Below are 17,916 nucleotides of genomic sequence, written 5' to 3'. Positions count from 1 at the left end.
TTTAATTGTTTACCCCAGTATGGGGCATAAAATAAATCTGCGCAATTACTTTTTACACAAACTATTTTACACTACTCGACTAGAACTGACTGAAAATTTTTCAGTATATTGACTTCTACCGCTGTTTCTGCTATATTAAGCTTAGTGATCGTGTTGCGGAAACTTGCGAAGCCCGTGACCGGGGGAGAACCTGCGGGTCTCTCCCTCTTTTATTTTAAGGAGAAATGTATGTTACCACAGAAGAAATTTTCCACTTTTTCAGAACAAGTTGAATGGCTCCAGGATGAAAAGCATCTCATCATTTCTGACAGGCAGTATGCCGAAGATGTTCTGAAGCATATCGGCTATTTTCCTTTAATGGGCGGCTACAAGCACTTATTCAGAATTCCCTTAACAAAAAAATATAAAGATGGAACTTCTTTTGATGAAATTGTTTCTCTTTATGAATTCGATGCGGAACTTCGAGAATTGTTCTTCAAATATCTACTGCAGATAGAGCGACATCTTCGCTCACTGATGTCCTACTATTTTTCGGAACAATATGGGGAATCACAATCCGCTTATCTGGATGCAAACAATTTTAACAACAGCCGCCGGAACCATAATACTGTTAGCCGCTTAATTGCGACTTTACAGAGAGCTGCATCAACAACCGATTATGTTTATATTAATTATTACCGGAATACCTACGGGAACATACCACTTTGGGTACTGATTAACGTACTTACTTTCGGAAATCTTTCAAAAATGTATAAGGTTTTCCCACAATCCCTGCAATCCAAAGTATGTAAAAATTTCGGTATTATTAACCAACGACAAATGGAACAGTTCTTATCTGTCCTAACAAAATTCAGAAATGTATGTGCCCACGGCGAGCGGCTATTTACATACCAGACAATAGATAATATTTCTGATCTTCCCTTGCATAGAAAAATGTCAATACCTATGAACGGAATCCAGTATCAATACGGAAAAAATGATTTATTTGCTGTTGTCATCGCTTTTCGTTATTTAATACCGAGTAAAGATTTTCTTGTTTTCAAAAGAAAATTAGCTGCTCTGATTGACCATACTTCGAAAAAACTTGTCCATATAGACAGCGAAGAACTCCTGAACAAAATGGGGTTTCCACCCAACTGGAAGAATATTCCCCGCTACCGTTTAACATCATAAAAGCGAAAAAAAGGAAGATGCCGCCATCAAAAAGCAAACATCTTCCTCTTTTTTATTTTCTTCTACGCTCCATATCCTCTGCCATATTCATTTGTGTCACAGGCTTCCCACTGCGCTTTGCTATTTCTTCCTGCTTCAAATGCAGCCGATCTAACACGGAAATGCGCTGACCAATCTTTCTTGGTTTTGATGGCAGATTATTCATTCTTCCATCAATCATGTTATAATTCTGTTCTTCCGTTATCTCTGCACTTCGCATATACTCTCCGTTCCCATAAGACTTCTGCCAGTTTTCAAGAGGTGGCTTTTCCTGTTTTTGTGGCTCTGTTGTAAGCGTCCAAGTTTTCCCTGTTGTCAATGGGCATTATCGAGTAGGAGGGATATGGAACAGCAAAATCTTGATTCTTTCTCTTATATTTCAATCTGACGATAAGCACACAAGGGCGATTATCTTTTTGTAAGATTTCCGGATCGCCAGCATATTTAAGCATCAATGATTTATCTATAGTTACAATCTTCATTTTATTCCCTCAACAAAAATGGGGTTCACCTTTTCAGCGAACCCCACTCACATGTAAGCGATATTCTACGCACTAGGCACCCCGTCGCTTGCGGAAGTTAAACATACACGTGCATCATATTCTAACCGTAATGCACGGTGAGCCAAAATCTCATTATAAGTATATAAGAAAAAAACATTAAAGTCAATTGATTATATCAATTCGCTTTAATGTTTTTAACTCAAACTTCCCACACAGAAAATCCTAACGGCTCCTTGAAAACTGTATATTTCAAAAGATAAATTTCTCAATTAGCTTGCAATAAGCGTTGCATGGACTCAGTATGGAATTCTTCCTGCACTGTTGCCAGCATAGCTTCACCTATGATCATCATTTATTCATGATAGGTTATATCTGCTACTTCGGATACCATAAATATCCCAGCGATGGCCGTAAATACGGATAATATCCTGTTCGCTCAGGCTCATATCAGTGCAGATAATGGCAATCCAGTCCTTGTGCTTATTGCGATTGCGGACACAGACAATACGGGCATCAATGCCATTGTCGCCATTTTTGTCCTGGCCTACCTTCACTGGAACAGAAAGAAGATATTTAGAGCGACCACGTCGCTTCTTGCAAGAGACAAAAGTGATACAATAGACATGGCGTAAACCTCCTTGGTCATGGTTGATGTTCACTTCTATTGTACCAAGTTTTGAGGCTTTACGCCTTTTTTATCTTCTGAAATATACAGTTTTCAAGGAACTACACCATTTTACGGTGTGGGAAGTTTAAAAAATGATTAATAATTCTCAGTATTCAGCTCAAAGTAGCTCTGGGCATAGCCGCAAACCTCGCAGAAATCAGGTGCCTTTGTGCCTACCACAATATGACCGCAGTTACGGCACTCCCATACCTGAACCTTGCTCTTTTCAAACACCTGAGAAAGCTCAATATTCTTCAGCAGGGCGCGATACCGTTCCTCATGGTGCTTCTCAATGGCTCCTACAGCACGGAATTTGGCTGCCAACTCCGGGAAGCCTTCTGCTTCGGCAGTCTTGGCAAAGCCGTCGTACATATCAGTCCACTCATAGTTCTCACCTTCGGCAGCTGCTGCAAGATTTGCCTTGGTATCTCCCAGCTCTCCCAGCTCCTGGAACCACATCTTGGCGTGTGCCTTTTCATTCTCGGCAGTCTTCAGGAACAGAGCTGCAATCTGCTCAAAGCCCTCTCCCTGTGCCACAGAGGCAAAGTAAGTGTACTTGTTTCTTGCCTGAGATTCACCGGCAAAGGCAGTATGTAGATTCTTTTCCGTCTGGGTACCAGCATATTTATTACCCTGCACAGCTTCCTCCTTAGGCACAACAACTTCCTCAAAAGCAGTCGCTGGCTGCTTGCAGATTGGACACTTGAAATCTGCCGGCAGGCTGTCACCTTCATAAACATAACCACAAATCTTGCACTTCCAGGTCTTCATATCATTCTCTCCTTTTACTGTTTTATTTACATTGCCTGCCTGGTCAGCAGGATTATTTTTCCTGCTGATGGTATTGCTTCTATCCGTGTATGAGGTATGAAGCATCTTTTCCGCCAACTGGCTAAGCGGCTTGCCATAGAATTCCTCATATATTGCCTTGATGTCAGGATTTTCATGGCTCTTGCGCAGGCTCATGGCGGCATCCTGGGCATACAGGCTGGCAATACGGGATTTTCGCACCTCATCACTATCCTTATCAAAATCCTTCGGCTGTCCGCCACCGCCTATGCAGCCTCCCGGACAGGTCATGACCTCTATAAAATGATACTGCTTATTACCGTTTCTAATGTCTGCCAGCAGCTTTTCCGCATTGGCTGTACCATAGACAATAGCCACCCGCATCTCCAGGTCGCCTACCTTCAATTCCGCCTCCTTGATGCCCTCGTAGCCCCGGACCGATTCCAGCTTGAGCAGCACATCAGGAGCTGTTTCCCCTGTAATATACTCATAGGCAGTCCTCAGTGCGGCCTCCATAACGCCACCGGTATTGCCAAATATGACACCTGCTCCAGATGCCTCTCCCATGAACTTATCAAAATCGCTGTCCTCAAGATCTGCAAAATTAATGCCTTCTTCTTTGCACCACCTGGCAAGCTCCCGGGTAGTCATCACAAAATCCATATCCCGTATGCCCTCTGCCTGCAGATAATCTGCGGCATCCTTCATCTCCTCCCGGCGGATTTCAAATTTCTTAGCAGTACAAGGCGTCAATGCCACATTGACAATCTTTGCCGGATCAATACCCATTTTTTTCGCAAAATAAGTCTTGATGGTAGGCCCCTGCATACCAATAGGGCTCTTGGCTGTGGAAATATGCGGCAGGATTTCCGGATGATAGATTTCCGCATACTTTATCCATGCCGGGCAGCAGCTAGTAAACTGAGGCAATGGTGCCGTTCCCTTGGTGACACGTTCAATCAGCTCACTGGCTTCCTCTACTATGGTCAGGTCAGCGGCAAAATTGGTGTCCAGCACATAATCAGCCCCCAGCTTTCTCAGGAGAGCGACCATCTTCCCCTGTACAAAGCTACCGTCAGCCATGCCGAACTCCTCCCCCAGCGCAGCCCTGACAGATGGCGAGGTACTGACAATTACTACCTTGTCCTTATCCTGCACTGCCGCCTTCACCTCAGGATACTCATATCGCTCAGTAATACTGTCCACCGGGCATACATTGGCACACTGGCCGCAGTTGATGCAGACTGCCAGCCCGTTAGTCTCCTCAAAGGTATATGTGCCGTGCACGCCAATCTGATTGGTACAAATCTCCTTACACATGCCACATTTGATGCATTTTGCATCATCACGGACAATACTAGGATTATCCTGTTCAATAGGAACCCTGATGTTCAATGCCAAATGCTTCATACACACCGCCCCCTTAGATATAATACACACTCATAACAGATACACACTCTCCCCAACCAGCTTCCCTGGCAGTAAATATATGCTAATATTATCAATATTGTTTACTTATGAAAAATAATTATTATTTAATATATTCTATATAATACCATCTTTTTCAAAATTTGTCAATGAACAAATAACAAAAGATAAATTTCTCAATTAGCTTGCAATAAGCGTTGCATAGAGCGACCACGTTGCTTCTTGCAAGAGGCAAAAGTGATACAATAGACATGGCGTAAACCTCCTTGGTCATGGTTGATGTTCACTTCTATTGTACCAAGTTTTGAGGCTTTACGCCTTTTTTATCTTCTGAAATATACAGTTTTCAAGGAACTACACCATTTTACGGTGTGGGAAGTTTAAATTACAAACAAAAACTCTACGTTTACAATATTCGACATATTTTTTCTATTTCCTGCCAAAAAATAAAACTTCTTCAACAAAATCCATATTCTTTAATCCACCTTCCTCGCAGTACCGTTCCTGTTTCGAGTACCAAAACAGGAACGGTATAATCCCCCAATCCCTTGTGCCACAAGGCTTACCAGTCGCCTAATATAGACAAAGATAAAGATTTTCATTCTGTTAACTCTTCTCAGTATGATAGTATACGTACTGAGAACTCTTCTAAGAATGGCAGTATACATATTAAGGCCTATCTTCGCTACTTTACTTGAAAAGATTAATCTATATTGAACATCAAACCACCATTAATCCCAATATTCCCTTGCGTTTTCTCAGTTATGTTGATGAACTGTACAAACGTTATACCAGCACCTCCCATAAAAAGATTTATGGCGATGATTTACTCAAGATTCCTGCACCGGAGTTTTATGTATTCTACGATGGAAACGATACATCCTTTGAGCAGCAAACATTGAAGCTAAGCGATGCCTTTGAAACGCAGTCAGACAAATTAGAACTTACTGTCCATGTATATAATCTGGCGGATGGCATGAATGATGCGTTGAAAAGAAAATGCCTGCCTATAGGGGAATACAGCATATTCTCCAACGCTTATAAGCATTTCCGTCAACAGAAAATTGAAATTGACCATGCTGTCGATGCAGCCATTAAATATTGTCTGGAGAATAATGTCATGGTTTAGCCGTTACCTTACTCGATGTTCACCACCTCTACAGTTGGCGTAATGCTGTACTAATTACAGGGGTTATAACGAGATACGCCGTGCTGGACACACCACTATAAAAGGCAACAGACGCAAAAATCTGTTGCCTTTTTTGTTCGAAAAATATTCTAATTTTATTTCTGCATACTACCGTCCCAGCGCTGGAATAGATTGGTTCTTACCCCCAGGTTGTCGCAAATCTTGCCTACCAGCATATTGACCAAATCCATAATAGTGTCTGGACGATGGTAGAAGCCAGGGCTGGCAGGTATAATGGTTGCACCCATACGGCTTAACTTCAACAGGTTTTCCAAATGTCCTGCATGCATAGGTGCTTCTCTAGGCACTATAACCAGCTTCCGCCCCTCTTTAAGCATTACATCTGCTGCTCTGGTCAAAAGGTTTTCGGTAATACCGTTAGCCAGACAGCCGCAGGTGTTCATGGAGCAAGGTGCTATAACCATAGCATCTGCCTGAAAGGAACCACTGGCAATAGCCGCCCCTACATTATGCACATTGTAAATTTTGTCTGCCACCAGAGCAATATCCTCCAAAGTAGTATCACACTCGTACTGTATTACTCCCAGTCCGCTGTCAGATATAACCACATGAACTTGATGGCCTGCATTTTTCAGTACCTCTATCAGCTTCAATCCATAGATACTGCCACTGGCCCCGGTAATTCCCACTATTATTTTCATGGCCTTGCCTCCCTAATTTTCATTCATATACACACGCCAGATTTCTCCAGCTGATTACGGCCCTGTTACTTCACCTCAAAGGCATTCCGAATATGATTAATATTGGCACTTCCCCCAGGCCTTGCCAATACCTCCACTATGTCAAACCTATAATGCAGACCAGATAGCCTGTGCTGGCTGATATACCATTTGGCGGATTGGATAATATGCTGCTTCTTACGAAAATTCACTGCCTCACAAGGACGGCCATAGCGTAGACTGCGCCGGGTCTTAACCTCCACAAAGGCCACCACATCTCCCTGCCTAGCCACAATGTCCAGCTCTCCCATAGGACAGCTATAATTCCGCTGCAGCACTGTATATCCATGAGCCGACAGATAGCTGGCTGCCATAGTCTCACCCTGACGTCCCAAACTAATATTATCCACAGTAAAAATCTCCCACCCTAGAGTAGCTTCATAGGAGATTCCATAACTGCTTTTTCCCTATCTCCATGCCGCCGCTTGTCTATTCTATATACATAGGCCAAAATCTCCGCCACAGTTGTATACAGCTCTGTTGGTATTTCTTTGTCCAGCTCCAGAGCCATCAACATATTGACCAGAGATTTGTTTTGATATACCGGCACCTGGCCCTTGCGGGCTGCCTCCATAATATTTTCCGCCACATGGCCCCTGCCCTTGGCTACCAGCTTTGGAGCCTTGTTGTTTTCCACATCATATTTCAGGGCAACAGCCTTCTTCTCTGCAGTAGGATCCAGCTCTGGCTCCTGATGAGGAGTTCTTCTATCCTTTAGCAATTAGTTCACCGTCCCTACACGCAAATCATTTAAATGAATAGATGTATCATAAAGGGCCTTGCGAATATCCGGCAAGTACTCACCAAAATCCTTTACTATTTCATTATCCGAAAAATTGATGCGTAAATTCAGATTATTGCCCTCAAATAGCTGACAAACAATGTCTACAGCACCAATATTGTCCGTTAATACACATACCCGGAACCAGGTATCCTTTCGCTTACGGCCACATTCATCCTCATGCTCTGGTTCATCATAAAGATTGATATAGGCAGGATAGCTATGTCCACCCTCTCCAATATAGAGAGGCATCACAAAGCTAATGGATTTTTGACCATCGGCCTGATAACTGCCCTCACTGCTAATGGAGCTTTTCAAAGAGGATACAACAGTCTTGATTTCTTTATTGGCGTTCTTAAAATCCTTTGCCTTCAGATCCTTTAGACTGCCCAAATCTGCCAACTGCAAAAAGGCCCATAGCTTAGGTAAGCCCTCCATGCCAGGCTGTTGTCCAGCCTGCTGAATGGCTGCTGGTACATTGCTTTGCACCATTTTGAGCAGAAGATTCAGCTGCTTGGCATCCTGCTGTGAAAGCTGTGTCTGACTGCTATTGACAAAATTCTTTAGTAAGGCCATATCCTTGGCGGTTAAATTACTATCCTTCAGCAAAAGCTCTGCCAGATTGCGGAAGGAATCCACCACCTGCTGATTATTAGGCAGCTGGGGAATTTCCTGCTGTGCCGTTTGGGCTGACTGGCGTACCACTCCGGTTTCCTGACTATAGCCATAACGACTGAATATCTGCTTGAACAGAGGGTTGTTCTCCAATTCTGCTGCCTGATGGAGCACCTTGGGAGATACGCCTGCCTGCTGATTTTGCTGATTCTGCTGAATATTCTCCCCAGCAGGCTGAGCCCCAGTCTTGGCTGGTGTTTCACTAATGACGACATTGGTCTGGCCAGTAGACTGAGAACCAGTCTTAATGATGGTTTCACTGCTAACATTGGTCTGGGAAGCCTTGGCTCCAACCGTGGCTGACTCTGCTGTACCGGCAGTATTCATCTGAGGATTTTGACCGGCAGTATTGCTGGCTGACTGTCCCTGAGAGGGCTGGGGATTAGCCGGGGCCTGAGAGCTGTTGTTGGCAGACATCTTAGGAAATAGCAAATCCACCAGCTGTTTAACAGTTCCCTCCTGAGCATGGGACTGACCAACAGATCCATTGCCGTTGCTTACGGCCTGACTAATACCCCCATTATCACTGCTTACTGTCTGACTAACAACTCCATTGCCACTACTTACTGTCTGACTGGCAGTATTTTGCCATAACTTATCTGTGGTTTGAGAGGCTGTTCCTCCAGCTGGTGTCTGCCCCATCTGCTGTCCTGCCAACATTTGCAGCAGTGCCTCCAGCTTCTGTGGCATATTGCCAGTATTGCCATTATTCAACACCTGAAAGGCCAGCTTGGTGAGCTGTACCAGCTCCAAATCCGCTGTATTTCCACCCAGAGCATTATTAGCCAGCAAGGTTTTCACATTGGCCATCATGGTCTGCAAGGCATCGCTTAGCTGTCCTGCTGTAGTTTCACCACTGGCCTGCCCTGCTACAGCATTGGCCTCTGCCATATTGCCCAGTTGCTGAAAAATCCGCCCCAGAGAGGTTAGTTGCTCTACAGAGTATCTTTCACTGGCCATCGCACTGCCCAGTCCCTCCCCCAGAGAGCTTTCCAAGGAAAAAGCCTTGGTAACAATATTATTTATCATCTCCCGCAGCTGTTGTGGTAGTCCATTATCATTACCTAATTTAGCAGTAGAAATTTTTTCCAAGACAGCTGACATATTATCCACTGAATTGGTAAATTTCACATCTGTCTGCTTGGCAAAGCCAGAGCTGGAGCCTCCATCCCTGCTGACAGCAATTTTGTCCGTTTTTGTCTCTGAGCTGCGGGACGCAGGCTGTATAGACGGCGCCGCCGGATTTACATTGGTAGCCATAATGGATTCCCCCTCAAACATCAATTACTTCATCTACATTGCCATTTAGCCTTGATAGTTCGTATAGGCTCAAAGGTCATTCTGTGAATAGGACAGGGACCGTATTTTTCTACAGCAGCAATATGCTCTGCTGTACCATATCCCTTGTGACTGCCAAAGCCATATTCTGGATACTGGCGGTCATATTCTTCCATCAGCCTGTCTCTTGTGACCTTGGCAATAATAGAAGCTGCAGCAATGGAAGCTGATTTGGCATCTCCCTTAATTAAGGAAAGCTGTGGCAAAGGCAGTTTTTTGAGTTTTACTGCATCTATCAGCACATAATCTGCTGGCTGGGACAACTGCTGTACCGCCTGACACATACCCTCCATAGTTGTCTGCAAAATATTGATACGGTCAATTTCCTCTGGTGATATAAAAATCTGCTTTACAGCCAAGGCCTTGGCCATAATTTCATCATATAGCTCATCTCTTACCTTGGCACTAAGCTTCTTGGAATCGTTCAAACGAGGCAGTAACAGATGATCTGGCAGGATAACTGCCGCTACAGATACCGGGCCTGCCAAAGGCCCCCGCCCAGCCTCGTCTACACCTGCCACAGCTCTATATCCCTGACTGGCAGCCTGCTCCTCATACTGATACATGGCTTGCAACCTAGCTTCCTCTGCCAGCTTTTTGGCCTGTCTTTTCTGATAGCTTTCCGCCAGCTTTCTAGCTGAGGCTCTGGCATCCTGCTGGAGAGCTGTCAAAAGCTCTGATGCTGGATTTTCTGCCAGCAGTGCCTCCAGCTCCTTTATTTTCAATTTGCTTATATCCATATATTTCACCAATCTGCCTAGCTTATCTGACTAATATTATTCCGCCTGGGAAGTCTCAGGAACCTCTGGTGGCATATCCAGACTAACAGTTCCCAGCTTGCCGCTGCGAAAATCTGTCATCACAATGCGTTGAGCCTTTTCCGTATCCACCAGACCGCCCTTAACCAGACAGCCTCGCTTCCGTCCAATCAGCTCCAACAGCTCATGAGGCTCTGTAGGCAGATCTCCTGTCAGCTTGTAGCGTTCCTGCAATCTCTCAGGATACATGGAGGCCATAGTCTGTAGGAATACACCAGTTATCAGCTCTCTATCCACTACCTCGTCGTTGATAGCCCCCGTAAAGGCCAGCTTTAAGCCAGCAGTCATATCCTCAAACTTTGGCCAAAGAATACCCGGGGTATCCAAAAGCTCCAGATTGCCCCCTAGGCGAATCCACTGCTTGGCTCTGGTAACGCCAGGCTTGTCAGCAGTCTTTGCCTTGTTGGAGCCTGCCAGACGGTTAATCAAGGAGGATTTGCCTACATTAGGAATACCCAATATCATTACTCTGGCTGCTCTGGCCTTGGCTCCCTTGGATACCAGCTTATCTGTCATAGGACGAGCCAGCTCCTCTGTCATGGCCACCAGCTGCTTAATGCCCCTGCCCTGGGGTGCATCCACTGCTACGGCAGGAATCCCCTGCTTTTTGAAATACTCCACCCATTGCTTGGTTACGGCTCTATCTGCCAAATCAGATTTGTTCAAGGCCACCAGCCTTGGCTTGTCGGCAATAATCTCCTGCAGCATAGGATTGGCACTGCTATAAGGAATACGGGCATCTAATAGCTCAATAACCACATCCACCAGCTTCAGATTGTTGACAATAATATCCCGGGCTTTCTTCATATGCCCTGGGAACCACTGTACATTTGGTATTGCCTGCTCTGCCACTGCCTGTCCCGGTGGCTGTTGTCTTAAAGCTCTATAATCTTTCATAGAAATAAATTCTCCTATCTAATTATCTATCCTTTTAATGGCCTCCACCACATCACTTAATTTATTAATGGCGGGCCAATTCCTGTTATCTATAAGAAAATAAGTTCTCTAAAATTATATCATAAAAAAACCGGGGCTACAACACCCCGGCTAAAAATATGCAACTCAATATTAATCATCCTTAGGCTGTTCAGGCTCTTTTTCCTGCTTGCGGCAGATAATCTTGTCAATTCGATATCTATCCAAGGACTCTATTTCAAAGACAAAATTCTCCCACTGAATGGTTTCTCCCTTTTTAGGGATATAGCCAAAGAGAGCTGTAACAAAGCCGCCCATAGTCTGATAGTGATCCTGCTCCTCCTCTGGCAGTTCCTCAATGCCGAATTTTTCCTTGAAATCATCAATGGAGCACAGCCCCTCAATATTCCAAGCATTATCTTCCCTAGAGGTAATCTGAGCAGATTCAGGCTCGTTCACATTGTTGGTTTCCCCTATCAGCTCCAACAGAATATCCTGCAAAGTAATAAAGCCGATAACACCGCCATATTCATCCAATACAGCCGCCTCATGAATACCTGTTACCTGAAATTTCTCCAAAATACGGAAGCTTTCCATAGAGCGGGGAATGTACACAGGCTTGCGGATAAACTGTGCTAAATCAAGTGGCTTATTATCCAAAGCTGCATTAAATATGTCCTTGATATAAATAACACCACAGAAATTATCCAGACTTTCCTTGCCTACAGGAATAATAGCCTCAGAGGTGGCTCGTATTAAGGCCAGGTTCTGTTCCAGACTATCCTCCAAATCTATCCACAACATTTGCGTGCGGGGAGTCATTAAAGAATAAGCTGTCTGATCTCCCATATGAAAAACCCGGTCTACCAGATTCTGCTCCTTTTTTTCAAAGGTGCCATCCTCAGTGGCCTGCTCTATCAGATCCTTAACCTCATCCTCGGTAACGGTATCATCAATTCTGGTATTCATGCCAAGAGTTACCAGCAAAATGCGGGCTGAATTGGACAGCAGAGATACTGCTGGCTTGGTGATAAATATCAATCTTCTTAGATGCTTCTGGCACTGTATCAGCGTTTCCTCTGGATTCTCCATAGCAATTCTGGTAGGCAAAAAATCACCTAACATCAAGGTTAGATAGGTTATCAGCAGGATGCTTATCAACAGGGACAGCTCCTGGGAATAAGGCATCAAATATAGATATTTGTGAATACAAGGTGCTAGAATCACACTGGTGCATACACCAATCAAAATACTAACAAAGGTAATACCCAGCTGAATGACTGCCAAGGCCCGCTCTGGCTTTTCCAGAAGCTTCAGGGCTTTCTTGGCCTCCTCGTTGCCATCATCCTGCATTTTTTCCAGCTTGCTTTTGTGACTTTCATTAAGGGAGGTTTCTGCTAAAGCAAAAAACACATTCACCAAAATCAAAAAACCTATTACAAACAACCATAACGGATAGGGGGTATCCAAAATTTCCACTTCCTCTGCAAAAATATAACACTTTTTACTAGCAACAACCCATAGATTTCATGGGTATAGTATTTTCATTATATTAAATTATGAAGTCTAATGCAAGCCTTGCCCTGTCAATCCTTTGGCAGCTAAGGAGATATGCTTTTTTATTATCTAAATAAAGTGCTTAAAAATATTGTATTTTGCAATCATGATAATCTTTTACTGCAAAGTATTTCAATTTGCTTAATATATTAGTCAACAGCTAAAGAGAATAATGTATACATAGTTGCAAAATATTGTAATTGTGTAAATTTATAGTATAATTAAATCGCTGTGTGATATATGTGATATATAAATAATGTATATCGCATATACGAAATTTGTATTCATTGGAGGTATACTAAATTGGCTACTTATGTTGAAGAAATTATTGCAAAGGTTCAGGCTGAGAATCCTGGTGAAACCGAGTTCCATAATACTGTAAAGGAAGTTCTGACTTCTATTGCTCCTGTACTGGATAAGAATCCTAAGTATCAGCAGCAGGCTATTCTGGAGCGCATTGTTGAGCCTGAGCGCGTTGTTATGTTCCGTGTTCCTTGGACTGACGATGCTGGCAAGGTACATGTAAACAAGGGGTATCGTGTACAGTTTAACAGTGCCATTGGCCCATACAAAGGTGGCCTCCGCCTCCATCCATCTGTAAACCTCAGCATCATCAAGTTCCTAGGCTTTGAGCAGATTTTCAAAAACGCTCTGACTACCCTGCCTATCGGCGGTGGTAAGGGTGGCTCCAACTTTGATCCAAAGGGCAAGTCCGATGCTGAAATCATGCGCTTCTGCCAGAGCTTTATGACTGAGCTTTGCCGTCATATTGGTCTGAACACTGACGTACCTGCCGGTGATATCGGTGTTGGCGGCCGTGAGATTGGTTATCTCTATGGTCAGTACAAGCGTATCCGCAATGCTTATGATGCTGGTGTTCTTACCGGCAAGGGATTGAACTACGGCGGCAGCCTGGCACGTACTGAGGCTACCGGTTATGGTCTCCTCTACTTCACCAAGCTGATGCTGGCTGATGCTGGTATTGACTACAAGGATCAGACTGTAGTTGTTTCCGGCTCCGGTAATGTTGCTACCTATGCTATTCAGAAGGCTCAGGAATTTGGTGCCAAAGTTGTGGCTTGCTCCGATTCCAACGGCTATATCTATGACAAGGATGGCATTGACCTGAACATTGTTAAGGAGATTAAGGAAGTTCGCCGTGGCCGTATCAAGGAGTATGTAGATGCTAAGCCATCTGCTGAGTACCATGAAGGCTGCAAGGGTATCTGGACTATTCCTTGCGATATTGCTCTGCCATGTGCTACCCAGCAGGAGCTGGATCTGGATGCTGCCAAGGCTCTGGTTGCTAATGGCGTTAAGGCTGTAGGTGAAGGTGCCAACATGCCATGTACTCTGGATGCTATTGAGTACATCCAGAACAGCAAGGTTCTCTTTGCTCCTGCCAAGGCTGCTAATGCTGGCGGTGTTGCTGTTTCCGCTCTGGAGATGGCTCAGAACTCCATGCGTTATAGCTGGACCTTTGAAGAGGTTGATAACAAGCTTAAGACCATTATGGCTGATATCTATGAGAACTCCAAGCGCTGTGCCAAGGAGTATGGCCATGAGGGCAATCTGCTGGTAGGCTGCAATATTGCGGGCTTCCTGAAGGTTGCTGATGCTATGCTGGCTCAGGGCGTTTGCTAATAATTTGACCTGAAACTCTATACCTCTGCCTTTATTTTTGCTTGTCAAATAGTATTGGCAGGGGTATAATTAGTTGTAGTCGGGATGTAGCACAGCTTGGTAGCGCGCTTCGTTCGGGACGAAGAGGTCGCAGGTTCAAATCCTGTCATCCCGACCAGATAGAAATTTAGCACCGCAAAGCGGTGCTTTTTTCATAGTAAAATATTGCAAGTTTTCCTGTGAAAGTGTATAGTAAAAAGGTATAACGATTTTTGAAGTATTATGATTTGAGGCGAACTTTATGACACAATTTTCCACTCGCAATATTAGCATGATGATGGATTTGTACGAAATGACTATGGCTAATGGTTATTTTGCCAACAGCGACACCCAGCCTAGAGTAATTTTTGACATTTTCTATCGCAAAAATCCTGATGGCGGTGGCTTTGCTATTTTTGCCGGCTTGGAACAGATTCTGGAATACATTGAAAATATGCATTTCACAGAGCAGGATATTGAATATTTTGCCTCTTTGAAGCTTTTTTCTCAGGAATTTCTGAATTATCTAAAAGATTTCCGTTTTACCGGTGATATATATGCTTTCCCAGAGGGAACTATTATGTATCCTAATGAGCCTTGCGTAACAGTAGTAGCTCCTCTGATAGATGCTCAGCTGGTGGAAACTGCCCTGCTGGCTCTGTTCAACCATCAGTCCCTGATTGCTACCAAAACCAGCCGTATTGTCCGGGCTGCTGGCAATAGAGCTGTATCGGACTTTGGTGCCCGCCGTGCTCATAATATGGATGCTGCAGTCTATGGTGCCAGAGCTGCCTATATTGCCGGTGCCGCTGGTACAGCCACCGTTCTGGCTGGCCAGAAGTTCAACATTCCTGTTGGAGGGACTATGGCCCATAGCTGGGTAATGTACTACAAGGATGAATATGAGGCCTTTAAGAAATATGCCCAGGTATATCCTGACGCCACTGTTCTGCTGGTGGATACCTATGATGTTATCCGCTCTGGTATTCCTGCTGCTATTCGAGTAGCCAAGGAGGTTCTGGAGCCTATGGGTAAACGTCTGAAGGGCATCCGCATTGATTCCGGTGACTTGGCCTATCTGTCTAAGCGGGTACGGAAAATGCTGGATGAGGCTGGTCTGGAGGACTGCAAGATTGTGGTATCCAACAGTCTGGATGAATATACCATAACTTCCATTCTCAATCAGGGCGGGCAGATTGATGCCTTTGGCGTTGGAGAGCGGTTGATTACCGCCAAAAGTGATCCTGTCTTTGGTGCAGTATACAAAATTTCTGCTGTGGAAAAGGATGGCAGCTATGAACCTCGTATCAAGGTCTCTGAGACTGTAGAGAAGATTACCAATCCTGGCTTCAAGCGAGTATATCGCATCTACGGCGAGGAAGGCTATGCTGTAGCTGATTTGATTACCAGCTTTGAGGAAGAGGTTAATATGGATGAACCATATCGCTATGTAGATCCAGAAAAGCCTTGGAAAAACCGCTTCTTCGAAAACTGCACCTGCAAGGAACTGCAGCAGCTGGTTATTAAGGATGGCAAAAGAACCCAGCCTCCACGGAGTCTGGAGGAGATTCGCAGCTATGTAAAGGAACAGCTTGCTTCCGAAATCTGGCAGGAGGAGCAGCGCTTTGAGAACCCTCATAAGCACTATCTGGATATGAGTCCTGATTATTATGATATGAAAATGTCCCTGCTCCATAATCTTCGTGGCTAAAACAAATTAAACATTGATATTTAAACATCTGTCCAGCTTCTTTTAAGAGCTGGGCAGTTATTTTTGTGCAAAAAAAGAGCCACCCTTAAGGATGGCTCGAAATTACATATACAAATTTACTATTATTTTGATCCCAGCATAGCCAGCATAGTACCAGCTGCTACAGCTGTACCGATAACACCTGCCACATTAGGGCCCATTGCATGCATCAGCAGGAAGTTGGAAGGATTTGCCTTCTGACCTACAATCTGAGATACACGGGCAGCCATAGGAACAGCAGATACACCGGCGGAACCAATCAAAGGATTAATCTTCCAACCGGAGAGACGGCACATAACCTTGCCCAGCAAAACGCCAGAAGCAGTACCACCAGCGAAGGCCACCAGACCAAGACCGATAATCTCCAAAGTCTGAATGGTCAGGAAGTGCTCAGCACTCATGGTCATACCAGTACCAGTTGCCAGGAAGATGGTAACAATGTTACACAGAGCGTTCTGAGAAGTATCAGACAAGCGCTCAGTTACGCCGGACTCACGGAACAGATTACCCAGCATCAGCATGCTGATCAAAGCAGCTACAGGCGGTAACAATAAGGAAATCAAGATTGCGGCCGCGATTGGGAAAACTACCTTCTCAAAATGAGTAACCTTGCGGAGCTGATCCATCTTGATCTCCCGCTCCTTCTGGCTAGTACAGAGCTTCATAATAGGTGGCTGAATCAATGGTACCAAGGACATATAAGAATATGCCGCTACAGCAATAGCTCCCAGAAGATTTGGAGCCATCTTGGATGCCATGTAGATAGCAGTAGGGCCATCAGCACCGCCGATGATACCGATTGCAGATGCCTCCTGAGCAGTAAAGCCCAAGCACATAGCACCAACCAAGGAAATAAATACACCGAACTGAGCAGCTGCGCCCATGAACAGGGTATTTGGATTAGCCAAAAGCGGTCCAAAGTCCGTCATAGCACCTACACCAAGGAAAATCAATGGTGGGAAAATCTCGTACTTAATACCATAATTGATTACCTGCATAACACCAGGCTCCTCCAGGAAGCCAGTAGCAGGAAAGTTAGCCATAATACAACCAAATGCAATAGGAGCCAGAAGCAGTGGCTCGTACTCCTTGCCAATAGCCATGTACAGCAGGATAATACCTACAATGATCATTGCCAGATTACCTAAGGTAAAGGAAGCAAAGCCACTGTCCAGCCATACGGACTGCAAGGAAATCGCAAACGCATCAAAAATTTCCATTAATTAATGCACCCCTTGTGTCAAAGATTATTAAAATTTTCTCAGGGCAATCACCTTGGCAGAGTCAGCCCAATTCTGGCGTGCCGCTGGACGAATTGCCTTGATACGGGAAAACCCAATTCCCATTGCGGCCAATGCCCCTGCGATTACTGCTACTGTGTCCTTGTTTACACCATTTGTTACTGCCATAATAATTGCCTCCTCATTCGTCTAAAAAATAAACATCACTTGTTATTTCTCAACCCATCAATACGAGCTGCCCCAGTCCAGCTGTTTCTTGCTGCAGGACGAATAGCTCTGATTTGAGAAAAACCAATACCATAGGCTGCCAATGCACCAGCAATAGCCGCCACAGTCTCTCCGCTTACACCTGCTGCCACCACTGGAGCTGGCGCTGCTGCCTTTGCAGGAGCCGCCTTCCTTGGTGCTGCCTTTGGTGCAGCTGCTGGAGCCTTCTTTTCCTTGGTTGGATCAATAAAATGAATCAACCGGATAAAAAGGTTCAGGAGAGCCAATACCGCAAATACAATTGTCATATTGATTAACATTATGACAGCTGGATTTGTCATCTCATTTTCCATATAGACACCGCCTTAAATTATAGTAAAAAAACATCCGCTGTTATTAGCATCTCCCTTGTTCCACGCCGATGCTCCACAGCTTTCTAACAAT

Annotated in this window: 18 protein-coding genes and 1 tRNA gene; 5 read left to right on the top strand and 14 right to left on the bottom strand. The window is 44.6% G+C overall.

Annotation, left to right across the window (positions count from 1 at the left end):
- Window positions 1-228 precede the first annotated feature (228 nt).
- A complete protein-coding gene (locus tag I6E26_RS05370; RefSeq protein ID WP_235320831.1) occupies window positions 229-1,173 on the top strand; it encodes an Abi family protein in 945 nt (314 codons plus the stop codon).
- Window positions 1,174-1,225: 52 nt separating this feature from the next.
- On the opposite strand, the gene I6E26_RS05365 is transcribed toward I6E26_RS05370, so the two are convergent.
- The 4 genes from I6E26_RS05365 to rbr all read right to left on the bottom strand — a co-directional run bounded on the left by I6E26_RS05365 (window position 1,226) and on the right by rbr (window position 4,581).
- Window positions 1,226-1,432, bottom strand: coding sequence for a DUF4316 domain-containing protein (locus I6E26_RS05365; RefSeq protein WP_235320830.1), 207 nt, complete (start codon window positions 1,430-1,432; stop codon window positions 1,226-1,228).
- A 34-nt stretch (window positions 1,433-1,466) separates the two neighbouring features.
- A complete protein-coding gene (locus I6E26_RS05360; protein ID WP_235320829.1) occupies window positions 1,467-1,694 on the bottom strand; it encodes a hypothetical protein in 228 nt (75 codons plus the stop codon).
- A gap of 377 nt (window positions 1,695-2,071) precedes the next feature.
- The gene (locus tag I6E26_RS05355; RefSeq protein WP_235320828.1) at window positions 2,072-2,269 is read right to left on the bottom strand and encodes a hypothetical protein; all 198 of its coding nucleotides are present in this window, start codon (window positions 2,267-2,269) and stop codon (window positions 2,072-2,074) included.
- Between the two features lie 209 nt (window positions 2,270-2,478).
- Window positions 2,479-4,581, bottom strand: a complete 2,103-nt coding sequence (gene rbr / locus I6E26_RS11315; RefSeq protein WP_328228000.1) for a rubrerythrin — start codon at window positions 4,579-4,581, stop codon at window positions 2,479-2,481.
- Window positions 4,582-5,293: 712 nt separating this feature from the next.
- On the opposite strand from rbr, the gene I6E26_RS05340 reads away from it, so the two are divergent.
- Window positions 5,294-5,728: an Rpn family recombination-promoting nuclease/putative transposase gene (locus I6E26_RS05340; protein WP_235320827.1), complete on the top strand. Its 435-nt coding sequence runs from the start codon at window positions 5,294-5,296 to the stop codon at window positions 5,726-5,728.
- Between the two features lie 155 nt (window positions 5,729-5,883).
- Here I6E26_RS05340 and I6E26_RS05335 read toward each other — a convergent pair whose 3' ends face one another.
- The 7 genes from I6E26_RS05335 to I6E26_RS05305 all read right to left on the bottom strand — a co-directional run bounded on the left by I6E26_RS05335 (window position 5,884) and on the right by I6E26_RS05305 (window position 12,474).
- Window positions 5,884-6,450 (bottom strand): UbiX family flavin prenyltransferase, encoded by a 567-nt coding sequence (locus tag I6E26_RS05335; RefSeq protein ID WP_235320826.1) that lies wholly within the window; start codon window positions 6,448-6,450, stop codon window positions 5,884-5,886.
- Window positions 6,451-6,515: 65 nt separating this feature from the next.
- On the bottom strand, window positions 6,516-6,878 hold the full coding sequence (locus I6E26_RS05330; protein WP_235320825.1) for a YraN family protein: 363 nt from the start codon (window positions 6,876-6,878) through the stop codon (window positions 6,516-6,518).
- Window positions 6,879-6,895: 17 nt separating this feature from the next.
- Entirely contained in the window at window positions 6,896-7,249 is a 354-nt protein-coding gene (locus I6E26_RS05325; protein WP_235320824.1) for an EscU/YscU/HrcU family type III secretion system export apparatus switch protein, read from the bottom strand.
- Entirely contained in the window at window positions 7,250-9,244 is a 1,995-nt protein-coding gene (locus tag I6E26_RS05320; RefSeq protein WP_235320823.1) for a hypothetical protein, read from the bottom strand.
- 29 nt (window positions 9,245-9,273) lie between these two features.
- The gene (locus I6E26_RS05315; RefSeq protein ID WP_235320822.1) at window positions 9,274-10,062 is read right to left on the bottom strand and encodes a ribonuclease HII; all 789 of its coding nucleotides are present in this window, start codon (window positions 10,060-10,062) and stop codon (window positions 9,274-9,276) included.
- 36 nt (window positions 10,063-10,098) lie between these two features.
- Window positions 10,099-11,037 (bottom strand): ribosome biogenesis GTPase YlqF, encoded by a 939-nt coding sequence (ylqF, locus tag I6E26_RS05310; protein ID WP_235320821.1) that lies wholly within the window; start codon window positions 11,035-11,037, stop codon window positions 10,099-10,101.
- Between the two features lie 171 nt (window positions 11,038-11,208).
- Window positions 11,209-12,474 carry a hemolysin family protein gene (locus I6E26_RS05305; RefSeq protein ID WP_235320835.1) on the bottom strand — a complete coding sequence of 422 codons (1,266 nt, stop codon included), beginning with the start codon at window positions 12,472-12,474 and terminating at the stop codon, window positions 11,209-11,211.
- Window positions 12,475-12,915: 441 nt separating this feature from the next.
- Here I6E26_RS05305 and gdhA point away from each other — a divergent pair, with 441 nt between their 5' ends.
- The 3 genes from gdhA (at window position 12,916) to I6E26_RS05290 (ending at window position 15,985) form a co-directional block, all read left to right on the top strand.
- Entirely contained in the window at window positions 12,916-14,256 is a 1,341-nt protein-coding gene (gdhA, locus tag I6E26_RS05300; RefSeq protein WP_235320820.1) for an NADP-specific glutamate dehydrogenase, read from the top strand.
- 80 nt (window positions 14,257-14,336) lie between these two features.
- Window positions 14,337-14,413: transfer RNA gene (locus tag I6E26_RS05295), tRNA-Pro, on the top strand.
- Between the two features lie 123 nt (window positions 14,414-14,536).
- Window positions 14,537-15,985: a nicotinate phosphoribosyltransferase gene (locus I6E26_RS05290; protein WP_235320819.1), complete on the top strand. Its 1,449-nt coding sequence runs from the start codon at window positions 14,537-14,539 to the stop codon at window positions 15,983-15,985.
- A gap of 122 nt (window positions 15,986-16,107) precedes the next feature.
- Here the strand turns inward: I6E26_RS05290 and I6E26_RS05285 are convergent, their stop codons facing one another.
- From I6E26_RS05285 to I6E26_RS05275, 3 genes are read right to left on the bottom strand one after another with little or no spacing between them, the layout of a single operon-like run.
- Window positions 16,108-17,244, bottom strand: a complete 1,137-nt coding sequence (locus I6E26_RS05285; protein WP_235320818.1) for a sodium ion-translocating decarboxylase subunit beta — start codon at window positions 17,242-17,244, stop codon at window positions 16,108-16,110.
- 30 nt (window positions 17,245-17,274) lie between these two features.
- Window positions 17,275-17,433, bottom strand: coding sequence for a hypothetical protein (locus I6E26_RS05280; protein WP_235320817.1), 159 nt, complete (start codon window positions 17,431-17,433; stop codon window positions 17,275-17,277).
- Between the two features lie 35 nt (window positions 17,434-17,468).
- The gene (locus I6E26_RS05275; protein WP_235320816.1) at window positions 17,469-17,825 is read right to left on the bottom strand and encodes an OadG family protein; all 357 of its coding nucleotides are present in this window, start codon (window positions 17,823-17,825) and stop codon (window positions 17,469-17,471) included.
- Between the last annotated feature and the right edge of the window lie 91 nt (window positions 17,826-17,916).

The sequence above is a fragment of the Anaerovibrio lipolyticus genome (genome assembly GCF_021531495.1).
Taxonomy (GTDB): Bacteria; Bacillota; Negativicutes; order Selenomonadales; family Selenomonadaceae; genus Anaerovibrio.
This window is presented reverse-complemented; position numbering and strand designations above follow the sequence as displayed.

Excerpts from the sequence above, each read along its gene's own strand:
- I6E26_RS05370 (WP_235320831.1), top strand. The coding sequence starts at position 229 with ATGTTACCACAGAAGAAATTTTCCACTTTTTCAGAACAAGTTGAATGG.
- I6E26_RS05365 (WP_235320830.1), bottom strand. The coding sequence starts at position 1,432 with ATGCGAAGTGCAGAGATAACGGAAGAACAGAATTATAACATGATTGAT.
- I6E26_RS05360 (WP_235320829.1), bottom strand. The coding sequence starts at position 1,694 with ATGAAGATTGTAACTATAGATAAATCATTGATGCTTAAATATGCTGGC.
- rbr (WP_328228000.1), bottom strand. The coding sequence starts at position 4,581 with ATGAAGCATTTGGCATTGAACATCAGGGTTCCTATTGAACAGGATAAT.
- I6E26_RS05335 (WP_235320826.1), bottom strand. The coding sequence starts at position 6,450 with ATGAAAATAATAGTGGGAATTACCGGGGCCAGTGGCAGTATCTATGGA.
- I6E26_RS05320 (WP_235320823.1), bottom strand. The coding sequence starts at position 9,244 with ATGGCTACCAATGTAAATCCGGCGGCGCCGTCTATACAGCCTGCGTCC.
- I6E26_RS05315 (WP_235320822.1), bottom strand. The coding sequence starts at position 10,062 with ATGGATATAAGCAAATTGAAAATAAAGGAGCTGGAGGCACTGCTGGCA.
- ylqF (WP_235320821.1), bottom strand. The coding sequence starts at position 11,037 with ATGAAAGATTATAGAGCTTTAAGACAACAGCCACCGGGACAGGCAGTG.
- I6E26_RS05290 (WP_235320819.1), top strand. The coding sequence starts at position 14,537 with ATGACACAATTTTCCACTCGCAATATTAGCATGATGATGGATTTGTAC.
- I6E26_RS05285 (WP_235320818.1), bottom strand. The coding sequence starts at position 17,244 with ATGGAAATTTTTGATGCGTTTGCGATTTCCTTGCAGTCCGTATGGCTG.
- I6E26_RS05280 (WP_235320817.1), bottom strand. The coding sequence starts at position 17,433 with ATGGCAGTAACAAATGGTGTAAACAAGGACACAGTAGCAGTAATCGCA.
- I6E26_RS05275 (WP_235320816.1), bottom strand. The coding sequence starts at position 17,825 with ATGGAAAATGAGATGACAAATCCAGCTGTCATAATGTTAATCAATATG.